The following is a 16,876-nucleotide window of genomic DNA, read 5'->3' as shown; positions in this document are numbered from 1 at the left end:
GGGGAGGGAGACTTGATATGAAGAGGATTATAGTACTGATTGGCATGGTTTTCGTGTTTCTGGCTTGTACGGGAGACTTTAAGGAAATCAATACGGACAAGTCCGGCGTGACGGACGAGGACTTGCAGGCCGACTATAACGAACATGGCATCCGTCTTGGAATCATCCAGCAAGGCATCTATTTCAATTACGACTACGGAAAGGGGAAGAACTGGCCTTTTCAATTGACCCAGAATTTGAATGCCGACATGTTCAGCGGTTACATGCACGATGCCAAGCCTCTGAATGGAGGTTCGCACAATTCGGACTACAACTTGCAGGATGGATGGAACAGCGCCATGTGGGGACATACCTATGAGTATGTTTTCCCGCAGATATATCAGTCGGAGAATGCCACACGTGACCGTATGCCTGCCTTTTTCGGCATTACCAAGATACTGAAGGTGGAAGTGATGCACCGTGTCACGGACTATTACGGCCCTATTGTGTATAGTCATTTTGCCGATCCCGAAGCCCGTTATATGCCTAACACGCAGAAAGAGGTCTATAGTGCCTTTTTCTGTGAACTCGATACGGCTGTTGCTGTACTTTCCGATTATATTGTCGAGCATCCGGGAGCTTCGGAGTTTGCGCGTTTCGATATGTTGTTGGACGGTGATTATGACTCTTGGATAAAGTTTGCCAATTCGTTGCGGATGCGGCTTGCCATGCGCATTGCGGTAGCCAGTCCGGAGAAGGCAAAAACGGAATTCCGTAAAGCGATGGATAATGAATACGGAGTCATTCGGGAGGCGGACGAGTCGGTGGCGGTTTCCACGGCGAGTGGATATACCAATCCGTTGGGCGAGATAAACCTTGTTTGGAATGAAGCTTATATGGGAGCGCCGATGGAGTCCATACTGAACGGATATGAAGATCCCCGTCGTGAAATCTATTTTGCCACTTGCCAGAATGAACAGTTTGCAGGCGAGTATCGCGGCATTCGTCAGGGTACATGCTTTGCACATAACTATTATAATACACTCTCAAAATTGAAAGTCACCCAGCAGACTGATGCAGTGTTGATGCCGGCAGCAGAAGTCTGGTTCCTGCGTGCCGAGGCTGCCCTACGGGGATGGACCGATGAGTCGGTGAAAACCTGCTATGAAGAAGGGGTAATGGCTTCTTTCCGTCAGTATGGCATCTTGCAGTCCGATGCTTATCTGGAGAGCGACTTGTTGCCTGCCGATTTTGTGGATACCTACGATATGGAGAATGATATTACCGCCCGTTGTCAGGTTTCGCCACGCTGGCTGGAGTCAGCGGATAGGGATACGAAACTGGAGAAGATTATTACCCAAAAATGGATTGCCATGTTTCCCGAAGGGTGTGAGGCTTGGGCTGAACAGCGCCGGACGGGGTATCCCCGGCTATTCCCCGTACGCTTTAATCACAGTAAAGACGGGTGCATAGATACTGAGACAATGATTCGCCGTCTGAACTTTCCCGGCGGACTGAAGACGGAGAATGCCGAGCAGTATGCCGCTTTGGTAGAGGCACTGGGTGGGGATGACAATGCCGGTACCCGATTGTGGTGGGATACCGGCATCAACTGGTAGAGATACCTTATTTATATAGGGATATTTTTTATTGGATGGGGTGATTCTCGGCAAAAATCGCCATACGTTCGTCCAACTGGTCGTACTGATGGTCTTGGATAAAGGAAGTGCAGGCACGCAATCCTTCTTGATGGCTTCCGGTGGTCACCAGCGAAATGGCGCTTACACCGTAGTACATTAGTTCCCGCGCAAGTTCTCCGCTACTCATGCCCGGATAACCGATGGTGAAATAGAAACCGTCGGCAACGGGATCACCCAAATCATTGTCGTATACCAAGTGGAAACCGTGGCGCAAGAAGATTTCTTTCAGGCGGCGGGCACGCTCACCGTATACTTTCACTTCATCAAGGAAGTTGTATTGACCTTCATTGGCTGCTTTAAGCATGGCGGCAAGAGCATACTGCGCAGAGTGGCTGGTGCCGGAGGAGAGCGCATAGAGTACGCGGTGGATGAATACTGTGCCGAAGGTGCCGCCGCCGTAGCGTTGTGTCAACCCGGGATAGGCCCGATGATACAGTTTGTCCGAAATGCAGCTGACACCGATACGTTGACCGGCATAGCTGAAAGCTTTGGAACCGGAAATGAGCAGCACGTAATAGTCCGTATAGTGTGCCACAGAAGGTTGGTAAGGCGCTTGGAACGGTTTGCTCAAGTCTTGGCGGAAGTCCATGGCAAAGTAGGCGAGGTCTTCCAGCACAATGACGTCATATTGGGTTGCCAGTTCGCCGATGATGCGCAACTCTTCTTCTTTCAGGCAAATCCAGCTGGGGTTGTTGGGATTGGAATAGACGATGGCGGAGATATTGCCTTTGCTGAGGTAACTTTCCAGCTTCGCTTTCAACTTGTCGCCACGGTAGTCATATACGTCAAAGGTTTCATATTTCTGTCCCATCACGACCAACTGCTGCTTCTGTACCGGGAAACCGGGATCGATGAAGAGAATGGTATCCTTTTTCTCATCGCATTGGCTACATGTGAGAAATGAAGCGAAAGTTCCTTGCATGGAGCCGGTAACTGGTACACAACCTTCGGGGGCTACATCTACATTGATAAAGGCTTTGATGAAACGTGCTGCTTCCTCTTTCAAGGCGGGAAGTCCGTTGATGTCCGGGTAGAGGCTGGCAATACCATTCTGCAATGCCTCCACCTCTGCCTGTACGCCGACGGTTGAGGGGGGGAGTCCGGGTACACCCATTTCCATTTTTATGAATTCCACACCCGATGCCGCTTCGGCATTGGCTGCAATGGCTTTTACTTCACGGATGGTTGCTTTGGCAAAGTCTGTGATATGAAAATCTGCGATAGTTTCATCTATCAACTTACGTTCAATAGGAGTATTTCTCATGATTTCAATATTAATTTAGTTTTGCAAAGGTAACATAAATCTCTTATAATCAAGCTTTGTTAAAAAAAAGATGATTTTTTTTCTTTCAATCTATTGCAGATATAAGAATTTTGTCTACCTTTGCAACCGCAATCGAGAGAGATGGCAACAAAGAAATGAAATAATGGTGCGTTAGTTCAGTTGGTTAGAATACATGCCTGTCACGCATGGGGTCACGGGTTCGAGTCCCGTACGCACCGCGAAAGCAAATAGCAAATTAAAGCAAAGCTCTGAAATTCTTGAATTTCAGAGCTTTTTTTGTTTTCTGTATCGGCAGAGAATAACGATTAAAAACAAATCATGCGTGGGATTATTCGTGGGATTTCTGCCAGTCTTACTATACTCATCTGATGAACTTGAACTTTCTTGCGGTATAATCGGGAATTCGGGTACAAATATCCGTAAATCATATACACCTTCGCTTGTGCTATCGCGGTACCTTTATCATCAGAAGTTTAACAAGAAAAATAGAGTAATATAGCGTATGGCAAAAACAATTTTAGGAGTTCTGTCGAATCCCTGCAAGGTGACCCAGCTAACAAACTCAATAACTTCATGCAATAAATAGAACGACTATGAACAAGATTTTTTTAATTTCAGTATTCAGCATTTTAACACTCAATGTTATGGCACAGGAAAAGATAGTACAGACAGCAGGACGCATCCAGTTGGGTGAGTTTGCTCCTAAATTTGCGGAGCTCAACGACGATGTCCTCTTTGGCGAGGTCTGGAGCCGCACCGACAAACTCGGTCTGCGCGACCGTAGTTTAGTAACTATTACCTCTCTTATCAGTCAGGGAATCACGGATAATTCGCTCGTGTTCCACCTTCAGTCGGCAAAAAAGAACGGCATCACCCGTACGGAGATTGCCGAAATCATCACCCATATCGGATTCTATGCCGGTTGGCCCAAAGCGTGGGCAGCGTTTAATCTGGCCAAAGGCGTATGGGCAGAGGACACCGCCGGTGAAGATACCAAAGCCGCGTTCCAGCGTGAAATGATTTTCCCCATTGGAGAACCGAACACAGCATACGCACAGTACTTCATAGGTAACAGCTATCTTGCTCCCGTTTCACGCGAGCAGGTTTCCGTCTCTAACGTCACTTTCGAGCCTCGTTGCCGCAATAACTGGCACATGCACCGCGCTACTAAAGGCGGTGGACAGATGCTTATCGGTGTTGCCGGTCGTGGGTGGTATCAAGAAGAAGGCAAGCCGGCAGTAGAGATTCTACCCGGTACGGTTATCCATATCCCTGCAAATGTGAAGCATTGGCACGGTGCCGCTTCTGATGGTTGGTTTGCCCATCTTGCTTTCGAAGTTCCCGGTGAGGATACTTCTAATGAATGGCTAGAGCCGGTGACGGATGAAGAATACGATAAACTTAAATAATACAATCCACAAGTCAAAACTGAAACTATCATTTTGCTCTGTCATTAGCTTCGCTCAAAACCTTATCTGACTTTTTCATTAAAGTATAGTTTTTGCTTCGTTCTGACTGTGTTGAGACGGACGAACTCAACGTCTTCTTTATCAGCATACAACAGCTGTACGAACACTTTGCTGAATATAAAGTATCACTTTATCGCGAGTAAAGCAACACTTTATTGCGAGTAAAGCAGTGCTTTATCAGTGATAAAGTATCACTTTATTACGAATAAAGTGTCGCTTTATTGATGATACTCGATAACTTTTCATTTAACTTGTTCCTGTAGCGGGCACAAACGGGTATTGGGGTGCGGTTGCCCTGAAAAAAGGGCGTACTTTCTTTATTTGCGGAATATGTGTCATCTTTGTCATACTTGTAATTTAAAACAGTAGCAACTATGGAATTGATTGGCAGACGTTACTCGATAGGGATACAGAATTTTGAGGAACTTCGCAACCGGAATTGTGTGTATGTGGACAAGACGGAGCTGGTTTATAAATTGGTGAATACAGATAAGGTCTATTTCTTCAGTCGTCCCCGTCGGTTTGGCAAGAGCCTGCTCGTGTCTACGCTGGAGGCCTATTTCCTGGGGAAAAAGGAACTTTTCGAGGGACTGGCCATGGAACGGCTGGAGCAGGAGTGGGAGGCCTATCCGGTGCTGCACGTCGATTTCAGTCTGACGAAATATACCGAGCTGCGCGACTTGACGGGGCAATTGAATTTGTTTTTATCCCGTTGGGAAGAAATTTACGGAAAAAAGGAAGAGGAAGAGGGGGCGGCAGAGCGTCTGCAAGGCATCATCCTGCGTGCCTACGCCAAGACCGGAAAGCCGGTTGTAGTGCTGATTGACGAGTACGATGCTCCTCTGCTTGACAGTAATTCCGATGCCCTTTTGCAACAACAGCTTCGCAACGAGATATGCAAGTTCTTCAGTCCTCTCAAGGGATTGGGGCAATATCTCCGTTTTCTCTTCATCACGGGCATCAGCAAGTTCAGCCAGCAGAGCATCTTCAGCAGACTGAACAATTTGCAGAGATAGATATTCTGCGCCACGCAGACTTCGATGTGCGCGCTCTGGAAGGTGTTGAGGCTACCGATGAGCAGTTTGATGCGCCTACGGAACAGATAACGAGTCCCATTCCGGTGCTCTACCAGAGCGGTTATCTGACGATAAAGGGATATGACCCGCTGTTCCGCCTTTACAAGCTGGCTTACCCCAATAGTGAGGTACGTTATGGTTTTACGGAGTCCCTGCTTCCTTCATACGTTCATCGTTTTCCGCGTGAAAACACCTTCTACGTCGTCTCTTTCCTTCGCGACCTGATGAAGGGTGATGTGGATAGCTGCCTGGAGCGTACCCGTTCCTTCTTTGCCTCCATTCCCAATGATTTGGAGAACAAGACCGAAAAGCATTATCAGACCATTTTCTATTTGCTGTTCCGGTTGATGGGGCAATATGTGGAGTCGGAAGTGAAGAGTTCCGTAGGCCGTGCGGATGTGGTGGTGCAGTTGCAGGATGTCGTTTATGTCTTCGAGTTCAAATACGACGGTACCCCGGAAGAGGCGTTGGCGCAGATTGACAGCAAGCAGTATGCCATCCCTTACCGGGCAGACGGCAGGCGTGTGGTAAAAATTGGCGTGAATTTTGACAGTTCCACGCGGACGATTGGCGGGTGGAAAATAGCTAAAGCAGATTAGAAGAAGAAACTGTTTTGATTTTATATCCTTCTTTCTCAAGTCATTTTCCTTTTTTCTTTATATTATTGTTTAACTTTGGCGCTATTAAGCGGATGCCTCTTCGAGTGCATGGGTAGAAATGAATAAGCAACAGAAAGGAAGGAGTAGATGAAACGCTATAAGAAGATTCTTATGATATGGATATGTGCCATTGTAGTGGTGGCAGTGTCTGTGATAGTAGCATTATATGATAATGCCAACCAGGGACAAGACGTGGCTAAGGAGGTTGCTGTAGAAACTCTGCGGAAGGTTGCGGAACGGGTCGTGAATCGGGAATTTGATGGGCTGGGGATGTTCTATGCATTTGGGTCTGATAGTGGTAAGAAGCATACCAAAAGGAAAGCGATATCAGAAAATGGTGAATTTGAAGTGATAATAGATTCATTGAAAGAGGCACAAGGACTATTCCCGTTGGATGTCGTAGGGTTTAAAGCCGATATGTTGAATTATTATGGAAAATTTCCATTGGAAGAGATTTGTCTTGAGTGGAAAGCTGAGATGAATGATAGGTATGGCGGAGTCATGTGTGCTCTTTTTCTGAAGGTTAATCCGATGGGAAAGGGCATTGTGCAAGAATTATCTACTGGAGATGAAACTATAATTGCTTCACAGAATGATTTAGGTACTTACTATTTGAACGGTATGTACACAATGAGGTTGACAGCTTATATGCTGCTTGATTTTTGGCACTGTGTGGATTGGGCAGACCATGTGCTGCAGATACTATCCTGTATTTTGTGCATTCTGTTATTGGGACTGGCGGTTTATATAGGAGGGCAACAGTATAGAAAGAGAAAAACGGCTGATACGTTGACAAAGAGCACTTACCGGTTCGGGAAGTATATATTTGATTCCGTCAACCATACACTGACTTATGAAGGTGAAAAAATATCTTGTACGCCACAAGCTGCGAAGTTATTACTTGGTTTTGCCAAGTCGTCCGAACTTTTCCTGACGAACGATGAAATAGCGGAAATTTGCGGTTGGCCATTGAGTGATTTGAATTTAGGCAGCCGCCGCAGAAAAGCAATAAGTTTATTGGGTAAACTCTTTGAGGCGGACGATTCCGTTCAGATTCTTCTTCTGCCGGAAAGGAAGGGGTATCAAATTGTTATCTCCAAGTAGATGAAATGTTAACCCATATTGGTGTGTCGGGTGTGAACTTTTTTTCACGCCCCAACTTTGGGCGTTTTCCGAATAAAGACTTGCAAAAGCCAAAATAATCCTTTTATCTTTGCTTGTGTAACAAAAAACAAAAACACTATGAAAAGCAAGGTGAAGCTATTAGGAACTTTGGCAATTAGTGCCATTTCGTTTTTAAGCTATGTTCAAATTAGTCATTCGGAAAAGCTAGATGATTTGCTATTGGAAAATATAGAGGCATTGGCTGCTGGTGAGAGTGGGGATGATAGCAAATGTTTTGGGAGTGGTTCAATAGTTTGTCCTTTAACAAATCAAGGAGTAGCTCATGTGCAAATTTATTATAGCCTGCCTCATTAGCCTATCCGCACTGTCCTTTTCCTCTTGTACACAGAAAAAAGTAGCAACTTCTGTTGCCTACATGGATTTTCCGCAAACAATCGAGCTGAAAGCGAGGGTGCAGCCATTGGACACCGCTTTGTTCCGTTATCCGTTCCGCGTTCGGGTGCAGGGTGATAAGGCTGTGGTAATGGATTTGCATGGCACGGACTACTTTTGCCATGTTTTCCACTATCCGGGTTTCCGCTATTTTGCTTCGTTCGGCAAGCGGGGCGAGGCTCCCGAAGAGATGCTTTCTGCTGAAAATATCCGATGGCATGGTCAATCTCTGTGGGGACTTGATGCTGGTAAGTCCGTATTAACCAAGTATGATTTTACTTCGTCGGGTTGCTCAATCGTTCCTCAGAAAGTGATAAATATGGATGCTGACATGCTTCGCGTTTTAGACTTTGTGATGGTTGACGACTTTACCTTCATTGTTCCGGACGGATCTGGCAGTAGCCGCTTTTGCTGGGTAAACTATCAAGGGAAATTATTGCGCAGAACCGGTCAAATACCGTCAGCCAACGCGGAGGCTTTACAGAATGCCCGTCCTGCATTGGCTCAGGCATGGCGTAGCTTCATCGACTATAATCCCCGAAATGGAGTGCTGGCAGCAGTTACCCAGTTGGGCGAAGTACTTGAAGTCTTTAATTTGAAAGATAGTACGCATGTGGTACGCATTGGTCCGCACGGTGAACCGGAGTTTAAGATTTCTCAGGGTTATGGTATTCCTACGGGTATCATGGGATTTAGCGATGTCCAAGTGGCAGACAGTGCCATTTATGCGGTTTTTCATGGGCGCTCTTTTAAGGAAATTGCGCAAAATGTACAGCAAGGTGTCTATTTGCCGGATGGAGGACGGTATATCTATGTTTTTAGTCTGACCGGCGAACCTCTCTGCAGGTATGTGTTAGATCATTATGTTTATGGCATATCGGTAGATGAACAAAAAGGAATAATCTTGGCAACGGATGTGAATAAAGATGATCCGATAATAGAGTATAGTATGAAATAAAGTAAACTATAATATGGATGGAGAGGAACGGACGGTTCACGTTTGGTTGGTGCATCTCGTACCGTCCGTTCCATAACCCACCAAGAAAGGAGGTCGAGGCAAAGATAGTAATTTGAATTGAAAACAGAGTGTGTTTTCTGCCATTTCGATAGGTATGGCAAGAAAAGAGTTCTCCAAGATTTTTATATCTTGATTCTGGTACGCAAGCATTATGCTTGTGGTAAATGATAAAAAAAGAATAATCTTATACTAATAAAACTGAAGAGTAGTATGAAGAAAATGATTAAGATAGCTTTTGTTGCAGCATTTGCAGCGATTGCAGGATATGGAGTTTATGCAAATCAGAAAACAGATGTTATGTCTGATTTGGCATTGGCTAATATAGAAGCATTAGCAGATGGTGGTGAAGGTTCTGGTGATTGTTATGGTTGTGCTATATATGCAATTGGTATCTGTAAAGATTGGGGATGGGGTGGATGTAAAGGACAATCGCTTATACACTATGTTTAATTAATAAATATAAATCAAGAAATAGTATGAAAAAAATATTAATATTGTTTGTTGTTCTGTTTTCTTTAATCAGTGTAGAAAGATTGCATACTGTAGAAGATACTGAGCAGATATGTGAGTTGCTGTTAAAGAATGTAGATGCTATGGCGTCTGGTGCAGAGATTATAATAGGTCCATTTTGTATTCAAACAGATCGTACATGTTTTGTAGATTATGATGGCTTTTTTGTAAGAGGGTATCGTCAGTATTTCTAGTAATTCATTTTATTGGATAAATACAGAAAATAATTCAGGAGAACTCTTCTTTGTTATTCTAAATAAAAGACAACAAAGAAGAGAATTCTCTTGATTATATGTTAATATACTAATATTTTTTTATTCTTTATTATGAAATATTTATTGGTTCTAATTTTAGTAGTTTCATTTTCATCATGTACAAATTATGATGAAAAAATGAGAAAATTTGATGCTTCATTTACAAAGATGCGTAAAATTACTTCTGCGAATGTCTTAAATCATGAATTAATTTTAGGGAGACCATATATTATTCATTATGCTGATTCATCGGTTGTTATCTATGATGATATAAATGATAGTATATTTACATTAATAGATTTAAGAGATAATAATTCTGTATATCATTTTGGAAAAAGAGGGGAAGGTAATAATGAATTCCTTCAGGTTTTTTCTTTGTGCTCTTTGTATGGAGATTCGTTAATTGGGGTATATGATGTTTATAAGCGGAACCTAGTGGAAATGAATCTACGGCAAATTAAACAAGGAAACATTCAATTTCCAGTGTTGATGCAGGATAGTCTGATGAGCTTAAATATATGCCCAACTCAATATGATACATATTTAGGATTAGGGTTTTATGAAAATAATATGTTTAGTCTTACTGGTAAGCATATTGGAAGTAGGTATTACTACGAGTATCCTTATCGTGATAAACAAGAAAAAGAAGTTAAAAATCGTTTAAGAGGAATGGCTTATCAAGGAACGTTATCTTCTAATAAATCATTGAATCGATTTGTTTTTGCTATAGGGTCAGCACCTATATTTTCATTGTATTCTGTAAATAAAGATAATATAGATAAATCATTTGAATTTGTAGGAGGATACCCTGAATATAAAACAGAAGATACAGGTACAACTAGGTCGGCCCCAATGAGTGTAGCTAATAAAATGGCTTTTATTAAAGCTTATGCTACAGAGAAGTATGTTTATCTACTGTATTCAGGAAATAGTTATAAGGAAGTTGGTGTAAAGGCTTTTAATGGAAAAATTATTTATCAGCTAGCTTGGGATGCCACTCCTATATGTAAGTTTGTCTTAGATTTTCCAATTATGAATTTTTGTGTATCAGATTCAGATGATACAATATATGCTTTAATGGATAAAGAGGAAGTAGAATTGGTTAAATATTCGTTGAATTTGTAGTTATGAATCGTATTTTATATATTTCTCTGTCAGTTATACTATTTATTTCTTGTGGAAATAAGGATCGAGAAATACTCGTAAAGTTAATGCAAGAGTGGAAAGGACGTGAAATATTGTATCCTAATGATATGCATTTTTTTATGCAAGGTCGAGATACTTTGAATGCAGATTCCATATGTATGTATAAGATAATAACCTATATAGATTCGATAGGTTGTATGAGTTGTAAATTGGGTTTATCACAATGGCAAGATTTTGCAGTAAATGTTGATTCTATATTCCCGAATACTGTGCATTTTCAGTTTGTTTTTCAGCCATATAAGCTTAATGAAATACGGCTTTTGTTAAAGAGAGAACGGTTTAATCATTCGGTATATATAGATAAAAATAATAAGTTTAATAAATTGAATAAATTTCCTTCTAATATGAATTTTCAAACTTTTTTGTTAGATAGAAATAATAGGGTTATTGCTATTGGTAATCCAATTTATAATCCTAAAGTGAAAGAACTCTATCTGAAGATTATTAAAGGTGAGAAGATAGAACGAAGAGATGAAAGTAAAGTGATAAAAACAGAAGTGGATGCCAGCAATATATCTGTTTCGCTGGGTCGTTTTGATTGGCAGGAGGAACAAAAAGCAACTTTTATATTGAAGAATGTGGGTGACAAACCATTGGTTATACAAGATGTTGCCACTTCTTGTGGTTGTACTACCGTAGCTTATTCAAAGGAACCGGCATTACCGGGTAAGGAAATAGCTTTGGAAGTGGTTTATAAAGCCGAACATCCGGAGCACTTCGACAAGACGATAACGGTATATTGCAATACAGAAAATTCTCCGTTGGTTTTGAAGATTAGTGGGGATGCAAAATAACTGATTGATGGGATGAAGGAGCGGCTGCAATTGAAAAAATGGTTGAATGGAATAACAAACGTATTATTCTGTCTGTGCCTGCTTGTTGTGATACTGATAGTATTGCAGGTGTTTGTGGTGACCTCCTTCAAGATACCGTCGGACTCGATGGAACCGTCGTTGCTGGCGGGTGATTGTATTCTGGTGGATAAATGTTCGGGTGGAGCACGCCTATTCAATGTGCTTGATGCCGTGGAGAAAAAGGAGGTGAGGATGCACCGTATGTCCGGATGGAGAAATTTTCAGCGGAATGATGTACTAGTGTTCAATTTTCCTTATCCGGGCAGGTGGGACAGCATTGCGCTGGACGTGATGTTGTATTACGTGAAGCGCTGTATCGCCGTGCCGGGTGATACGTTGGAGATAAGGAATACACATTATCGTGTGTCCGGATTTGATGGTATCGCAGGAAATGTGCAGGCGCAGGAGGAATTAGGTAAATTGATATCTTCGGGCATGACGGAGGAACGGGGCCTTGTTCTTAAGAGCTTTCCCGATGGTGGCTGTAATGGGTGGACTATCAGCGAGTTTGGGCCTCTTTATATACCGGCCAAAGGCAGCGTGGTAGGAATGAATCCGGAAACACGGTTGCTGTATCGGAACGTGATAGAGTGGGAACAGAAAAAGAAACTGACATTGCATGGAGATTCGGTTCTGCTGGGGGACAGTGTGATACACAATTACCGCTTCTGTGAGAACTATTATTTTGTTTCGGGTGACAAGATGGTGAATTCAAAAGATTCCCGCTACTGGGGATTACTGCCGGAACCATTTATAGTGGGAAGGGCATGGCTGGTATGGAAGTCCGTCAGCCCGAATACTGGAAAAATGAGATGGAAACGTATCTTTAAAAGAATAGACTAAGATGAAAGTTCTGTTTAAATTGCTCTGGATATTATTGATTGCCGGGATATTGGAGGCTTGCAATGCTTCCGGCAGATTGGAGTACGCACTGGAGTGTGCTGCAACCAACAAAGGCGAACTGGAAAAGGTACTGGAACATTATAAAGATGAGCCTGAAAAATATAAAGCCGCTTGTTTCTTGATAGAAAATATGCCTTATCACTATGCCCTTGAAGGTGAAGAACTGGATTCTTTGAAAACAGTGCTGGCTTCGGCAGATGCTTATGGGGTGATGCTGAAGGATACTGCCGTACCGGATTGGGATTATTATACCCCTTCCGGATTGCAGAGAAAACCGGATGTACTGAATATAAGGGCTGAATTCTTGATAAATAACATTGATTTGGCTTTTGATGGTTGGAAAAAGCGTCCGTGGAATGCTTCCCTTTCTTTTGCAGATTTCTGTGAATGGCTGCTTCCCTATCGTATCGGAAATGAGACTCCGGACAACTGGCGGCAGATATACCATGACCGTTATTCCTTTTTGCTGGACGAGGTTTATACGGGTATCGATGTAGTGGAGGCGATTAGCGTAGTTTGGGAGTATTTGCAGAAGGAAGACCCTTACCGGTTTACGTGGGTCTTTAACTATCCGCATTTGGGAGGAGAGTACCTGCTGCATAATCGTATCGGCAAGTGTCAGGATGCTTGTGATTTTATGATTTATGTGATGCGGGCCATCGGCGTCCCGGTAGCCTATGATTTCTATACTTTCAATGCGGAAACACGAAAAGGGCATGTGTGGAATGTGGTGAGGGATGTAACGGGTGTCTGCCTTCCTTTTACTTTCCCTTCCCGGAAGCCGGAACGGGGAAGTTTCTATATTGACAGTCGGCGCCCGAGCGTGGTTTACCGCCGGTGTTTTGGCAGGCAATGGGACATGGATGGTGATTTTATGCGGAACCAGTCCGTACCGGCTGCTTTTAAGGATGTGTTTGCAAGAAAAGTGTCGGATAATTATTTTGATTCGAATCTGGAACTGCCGGTAGAAGGGATGGACGGGAATTATGTTTATGTGGGGTTGTTCAGTGCTTATGGGTGGCGGGGAATAGATTTTACTAAGGTAGAAAGTGGAAAAGCGCTTTTCAGGAATTTGGCTTCGAGGCAGGTTTATATATTGTTGGCATTCGCAAACGGGCAGTATCGCCCTATTGGAAATCCTTTTTATTTTGATGGCAAGGATATACATCCTTATGTTGCAGATACCTCCAAGTGCTATTCTGCCGAATTGTATCGGAAATACCCTCTTTCGGAACGTATCAGGAATTATATGGGAGGGATAAAAGACGGGCATTTTGAGGCGGCTTGTGATAAGGATTTTAAAAATGCGGAGTTGTTGTGTACTGTGAAAGATACGCCCGGTATCAATTATAATCACGTTATTCTTGAGAAACCGGTAAGGGGTCGCTATGCCCGTTTTTGTTCTTCGGCAGAGGGATATGCGGAAGTTGCCGAAATGCATTTTTATAAAGGAGAGGAAGAAATTGTCCCTATAGACAGTTGGGGAGATGCTCCGGCTACAGTGGGTACTTTTGCCCATCAGGTCTATGATAATGAGCCGTTGTCGTATTTCATTTCATCAAAACCCGGTGCAAGTGTAACGGTGGATTTTGGAAAGGTTGTTGCTATAGACAATTTTATGTATATGCCCCGTAACGATGATAACTTTGTCAGGATAGGGGATTGTTATGAACTCTTCTATTGGGGAGAGGGCTGTTGGAACTCATTGGGTAAGAAAATTGCCGAAAAACCTTTTCTGCCATATGACGGGATACCATCGGGAGCTTTGCTCTATTTGCATGACAGTACCCGTGGAGAAGAAGAACTGATATTTCATATGGAAGCTGGTAAGCAGGTATTTGTATCGGATTGTAAGGATTGATTGGACTGCCTTTCAGATTGGAATAGAAAAAATGGAATAGTGATATGAAGCATTGGTGTGTATGGGTATGGTTTACAGCAGGTCTGTTTATGGCTTGTTCTTCGGAAAATCAGTGGTTGGACACAGCTTTGAATCTTGCCGGTGATAACCGTGCGGAGTTGCAAAAGGTACTGGACCGTTACAAGGAAGAGGACGGTGACAAATATCGTGCTGCTTGTTTTCTGATAGAGAATATGCCTTTTCATGGTGCTTACGAGGGAAAGGCCTTGGAGAATTATAGGAAGTATTTCAGTGAATACGTTTCATTTCCTTATTCCAGGCATGTGCAAGAGTTGATTGATTCCTTGAAAAGAGCAGATGGAGAATTTTCTATAAATCAATTGACTTATAAGAGGGACATTATGACGGTGGATTCCGCTTTTTTGGTCAATCATATAGAATGGGCATTCAAAGTCTGGCGGGAGCAACCTTGGGGAAAGCATGTTGATTTTGATACTTTCTGCGAATATATATTGCCTTATAGAATAGGGGATGAGCCGCTTTCTCTCTGGCGCAAAGAAATTTATGAGCGCTATAGCCCGATTTTGGATGAATTCAGAAAGACTGATGAGGCAGATAATCCCAAGACTGCCGCCCAGTTGTTGATGGATACGTTGCGGAAGGCGGCTTATAGGAATACGGCTCTTTTCCCGGCAGGGCCTCATTTGGGACCGGATGTATTGAAATGGCATACAGGCAGTTGCCGAGAGTTTACGGATGCCATGATATATGTGTTGCGGGCATTGGGCATTCCGTGCGGAGTAGATAGGGTGATGGTATTGGGGGACAACAATGCCTCTCATTTCTGGAATTTTGTTTTGGATAAGGAAGGAAAGACATACATTGCAAATCTTCCTTATGAAGAGGTATGGAGCAAAGCGGAAGAATATAGCATTTCGAGGGGAAAAATGTACCGGGCAACCTATAGTATTGATAAGGAGGCGGTACGGAAACTGAGGAAATATCCCGATGTTTACCCGGCATTCCGACGTCCGTTCTTTCGGGATGTCACTGCACTTTATACCGGTAGCAGGAATTGGACTGTAGCTCTTCCGGATTCTTTGCTTTCCGGACAGTTTCGTGAGGGGGATATATTGTATTTGTGCCTTGCCAACAGACTGCAATGGCAACCTGTGGGATATACTTTCTTTAAGAAGGGGGAGGCTCGTTTTGAGGATGTGGGAGGCGGGGCGGTCTTTACGCTGGCTGCCTGGAACGGAAAGGAATACGCTACAGTATCTTCTCCTTTCCTTTTGGAGCGTGAAACCGGAAAGATACGGTTCATTGTTCCGGAAGCTGAAAAGCAGGAATTGGTCTTGTATAGGAAGTGTCATCTTACTTTGAGTGTTCTTTTCAATGACCGGATGATTGGGGGAGTAGTGGAAGGAAGCGACCGGGCAGACTTTGGGCGGAAGGATACTCTACTTTTGATAAAGGAGGCTCCGTATCGGCTATATACTGTGGCCCGGTTGAAGTCTGATAAACCGTATCGGTATATGCGCTATAAGGGTGCTGACGGATGTTTCTGTAATATCTCGGAACTGGCTTTTTATGAGAATACGGAAGATACCATACCTCTATATGGGGAAATCATAGGTACTCCGGGAAGTTTTGAAGACAATACACATGAATATTTGAACGCATTTGACGGTAATCCGGATACTTCATTTGATTATATACATCCGGATGGAGGATGGACCGGGATGGACTTTGGAAGTCCCCATCGTGTGGAGAAGGTGGTGTATACTCCTCGTAATGAGGTGAATTTTATTTATAAAGGTAATTTGTATGAATTGTTTTATTGGGGTGGAGGAAAATGGAATTCTGTCGGGCGGCAAATGGCTGTGTCAGATTCTATTGTCTATTCAGGGTTTCAAGGTGCTTTATTTTATCTGAAGAATCACACAGCCGGTAAAGATGAACGGATTTTTGAATATAAAGACGGGAAACAAATCTTTTGGTGAATTATAGAATACTTTGAATATTTGATAGATAGAATGAATAATGTACGTAATCTATTGACTGGAAGTTTGGTCTACATTGCTTGTATAGTTTTATTGTCTTTGGCATGTAACGTTTCTTCCGGACTTCCTGTAGCTGATGTTATAGGGCAATGGCTCTATTTCGATAAAAGTGCATTGGTAGTTGCAGGATGTCTGTTGATGGCTGGATTGATGATGGAAAAAAGGTATTTTCTTTTTATACCGGTTTCGTGGGTATTGGTAATGCTGGGGGGCATTGAGGCTGTTTGGGGATTGAGGCAGCTTTATGGTTATGCTGTGTCCAACCATTCCTTGTATGTATTGACAGGTTCTTTCTTCAATCCGGGGCCTTATTCCGGCTATTTGGCCATGATACTTCCGGTCTGTCTGCATCAATGGCTGACCAAGAGGGGGGAGATTCTCTGCTCTGACCGGAATGACGGGAAAGGATGGAAAAAGGTGATGGATAAAGTTGGAGCTATGGTTGCCGGTGGCGTGATGCTGCTTATCTTTTGTGTGCTTCC

Annotated in this window: 13 protein-coding genes, 1 tRNA gene and 2 pseudogenes; 15 read left to right on the top strand and 1 reads right to left on the bottom strand. The window is 43.2% G+C overall.

All coding sequences use genetic code 11. The features are described 5' to 3' along the window. Positions 1 to 17 precede the first annotated feature (17 nt). Positions 18 to 1,598, top strand: a complete 1,581-nt coding sequence (locus DW800_RS12820) for a SusD/RagB family nutrient-binding outer membrane lipoprotein (protein ID WP_016272658.1) — start codon at positions 18 to 20, stop codon at positions 1,596 to 1,598. Between the two features lie 28 nt (positions 1,599 to 1,626). Here DW800_RS12820 and DW800_RS12815 read toward each other — a convergent pair whose 3' ends face one another. Further along, entirely contained in the window at positions 1,627 to 2,943 is a 1,317-nt protein-coding gene (locus tag DW800_RS12815; protein WP_016272657.1) for an aminotransferase class I/II-fold pyridoxal phosphate-dependent enzyme, read from the bottom strand. 165 nt (positions 2,944 to 3,108) lie between these two features. On the opposite strand from DW800_RS12815, the gene DW800_RS12810 reads away from it, so the two are divergent. The 14 genes and pseudogenes from DW800_RS12810 to DW800_RS12745 all read left to right on the top strand — a co-directional run. Beyond that, a tRNA-Asp gene (locus DW800_RS12810) sits at positions 3,109 to 3,182 on the top strand. Positions 3,183 to 3,557: 375 nt separating this feature from the next. Continuing rightward, on the top strand, positions 3,558 to 4,373 hold the full coding sequence (locus tag DW800_RS12805) for a carboxymuconolactone decarboxylase family protein (RefSeq protein WP_016272656.1): 816 nt from the start codon (positions 3,558 to 3,560) through the stop codon (positions 4,371 to 4,373). 434 nt (positions 4,374 to 4,807) lie between these two features. After that, positions 4,808 to 6,108 (top strand): annotated as a pseudogene (locus tag DW800_RS12800) (AAA family ATPase). A 147-nt stretch (positions 6,109 to 6,255) separates the two neighbouring features. Then, positions 6,256 to 7,272, top strand: a complete 1,017-nt coding sequence (locus DW800_RS12795; RefSeq protein ID WP_016272653.1) for a transcriptional regulator — start codon at positions 6,256 to 6,258, stop codon at positions 7,270 to 7,272. A 138-nt stretch (positions 7,273 to 7,410) separates the two neighbouring features. Then, entirely contained in the window at positions 7,411 to 7,647 is a 237-nt protein-coding gene (locus DW800_RS12790) for an NVEALA domain-containing protein (protein ID WP_005835266.1), read from the top strand. Further along, the gene (locus tag DW800_RS12785; protein WP_009037140.1) at positions 7,616 to 8,683 is read left to right on the top strand and encodes a BF3164 family lipoprotein; all 1,068 of its coding nucleotides are present in this window, start codon (positions 7,616 to 7,618) and stop codon (positions 8,681 to 8,683) included. Before DW800_RS12790 ends, DW800_RS12785 begins: the two co-directional genes overlap by 32 nt. 270 nt (positions 8,684 to 8,953) lie before the next feature. Further along, on the top strand, positions 8,954 to 9,193 hold the full coding sequence (locus DW800_RS12780) for an NVEALA domain-containing protein (protein ID WP_005835269.1): 240 nt from the start codon (positions 8,954 to 8,956) through the stop codon (positions 9,191 to 9,193). A 26-nt stretch (positions 9,194 to 9,219) separates the two neighbouring features. Next, a complete protein-coding gene (locus DW800_RS12775) occupies positions 9,220 to 9,447 on the top strand; it encodes a hypothetical protein (RefSeq protein ID WP_008665591.1) in 228 nt (75 codons plus the stop codon). A gap of 198 nt (positions 9,448 to 9,645) precedes the next feature. After that, on the top strand, positions 9,646 to 10,632 hold the full coding sequence (locus tag DW800_RS12770; protein ID WP_225982649.1) for a BF3164 family lipoprotein: 987 nt from the start codon (positions 9,646 to 9,648) through the stop codon (positions 10,630 to 10,632). A 2-nt stretch (positions 10,633 to 10,634) separates the two neighbouring features. After that, positions 10,635 to 11,507: a DUF1573 domain-containing protein gene (locus DW800_RS12765; protein WP_034523106.1), complete on the top strand. Its 873-nt coding sequence runs from the start codon at positions 10,635 to 10,637 to the stop codon at positions 11,505 to 11,507. Between the two features lie 12 nt (positions 11,508 to 11,519). After that, positions 11,520 to 12,410: a signal peptidase I gene (lepB, locus tag DW800_RS12760; protein WP_016272652.1), complete on the top strand. Its 891-nt coding sequence runs from the start codon at positions 11,520 to 11,522 to the stop codon at positions 12,408 to 12,410. 1 nt (position 12,411) lies between these two features. Next, entirely contained in the window at positions 12,412 to 14,331 is a 1,920-nt protein-coding gene (locus DW800_RS12755) for a hypothetical protein (RefSeq protein WP_016272651.1), read from the top strand. 44 nt (positions 14,332 to 14,375) lie between these two features. Next, complete coding sequence (locus DW800_RS12750) at positions 14,376 to 16,334, top strand: transglutaminase domain-containing protein (protein WP_016272650.1); 1,959 nt, start codon at positions 14,376 to 14,378, stop codon at positions 16,332 to 16,334. Between the two features lie 33 nt (positions 16,335 to 16,367). After that, positions 16,368 to 16,876, top strand: a pseudogene (locus tag DW800_RS12745) (hypothetical protein); the annotation flags it as partial.

Source organism: Bacteroides sp. AM32-11AC, from assembly GCF_003603515.1.
GTDB lineage: Bacteria > Bacteroidota > Bacteroidia > Bacteroidales > Bacteroidaceae > Bacteroides > Bacteroides uniformis.
This window is presented reverse-complemented; position numbering and strand designations above follow the sequence as displayed.

Coding starts and splice junctions, on each gene's coding strand:
- DW800_RS12820 (WP_016272658.1), top strand. CDS start 18: ATGAAGAGGATTATAGTACTGATTGGCATGGTTTTCGTGTTTCTGGCT.
- DW800_RS12815 (WP_016272657.1), bottom strand. CDS start 2,943: ATGAGAAATACTCCTATTGAACGTAAGTTGATAGATGAAACTATCGCA.
- DW800_RS12805 (WP_016272656.1), top strand. CDS start 3,558: ATGAACAAGATTTTTTTAATTTCAGTATTCAGCATTTTAACACTCAAT.
- DW800_RS12795 (WP_016272653.1), top strand. CDS start 6,256: ATGAAACGCTATAAGAAGATTCTTATGATATGGATATGTGCCATTGTA.
- DW800_RS12790 (WP_005835266.1), top strand. CDS start 7,411: ATGAAAAGCAAGGTGAAGCTATTAGGAACTTTGGCAATTAGTGCCATT.
- DW800_RS12785 (WP_009037140.1), top strand. CDS start 7,616: ATGTGCAAATTTATTATAGCCTGCCTCATTAGCCTATCCGCACTGTCC.
- DW800_RS12780 (WP_005835269.1), top strand. CDS start 8,954: ATGAAGAAAATGATTAAGATAGCTTTTGTTGCAGCATTTGCAGCGATT.
- DW800_RS12775 (WP_008665591.1), top strand. CDS start 9,220: ATGAAAAAAATATTAATATTGTTTGTTGTTCTGTTTTCTTTAATCAGT.
- DW800_RS12770 (WP_225982649.1), top strand. CDS start 9,646: ATGAGAAAATTTGATGCTTCATTTACAAAGATGCGTAAAATTACTTCT.
- DW800_RS12765 (WP_034523106.1), top strand. CDS start 10,635: ATGAATCGTATTTTATATATTTCTCTGTCAGTTATACTATTTATTTCT.
- lepB (WP_016272652.1), top strand. CDS start 11,520: ATGAAGGAGCGGCTGCAATTGAAAAAATGGTTGAATGGAATAACAAAC.
- DW800_RS12755 (WP_016272651.1), top strand. CDS start 12,412: ATGAAAGTTCTGTTTAAATTGCTCTGGATATTATTGATTGCCGGGATA.
- DW800_RS12750 (WP_016272650.1), top strand. CDS start 14,376: ATGAAGCATTGGTGTGTATGGGTATGGTTTACAGCAGGTCTGTTTATG.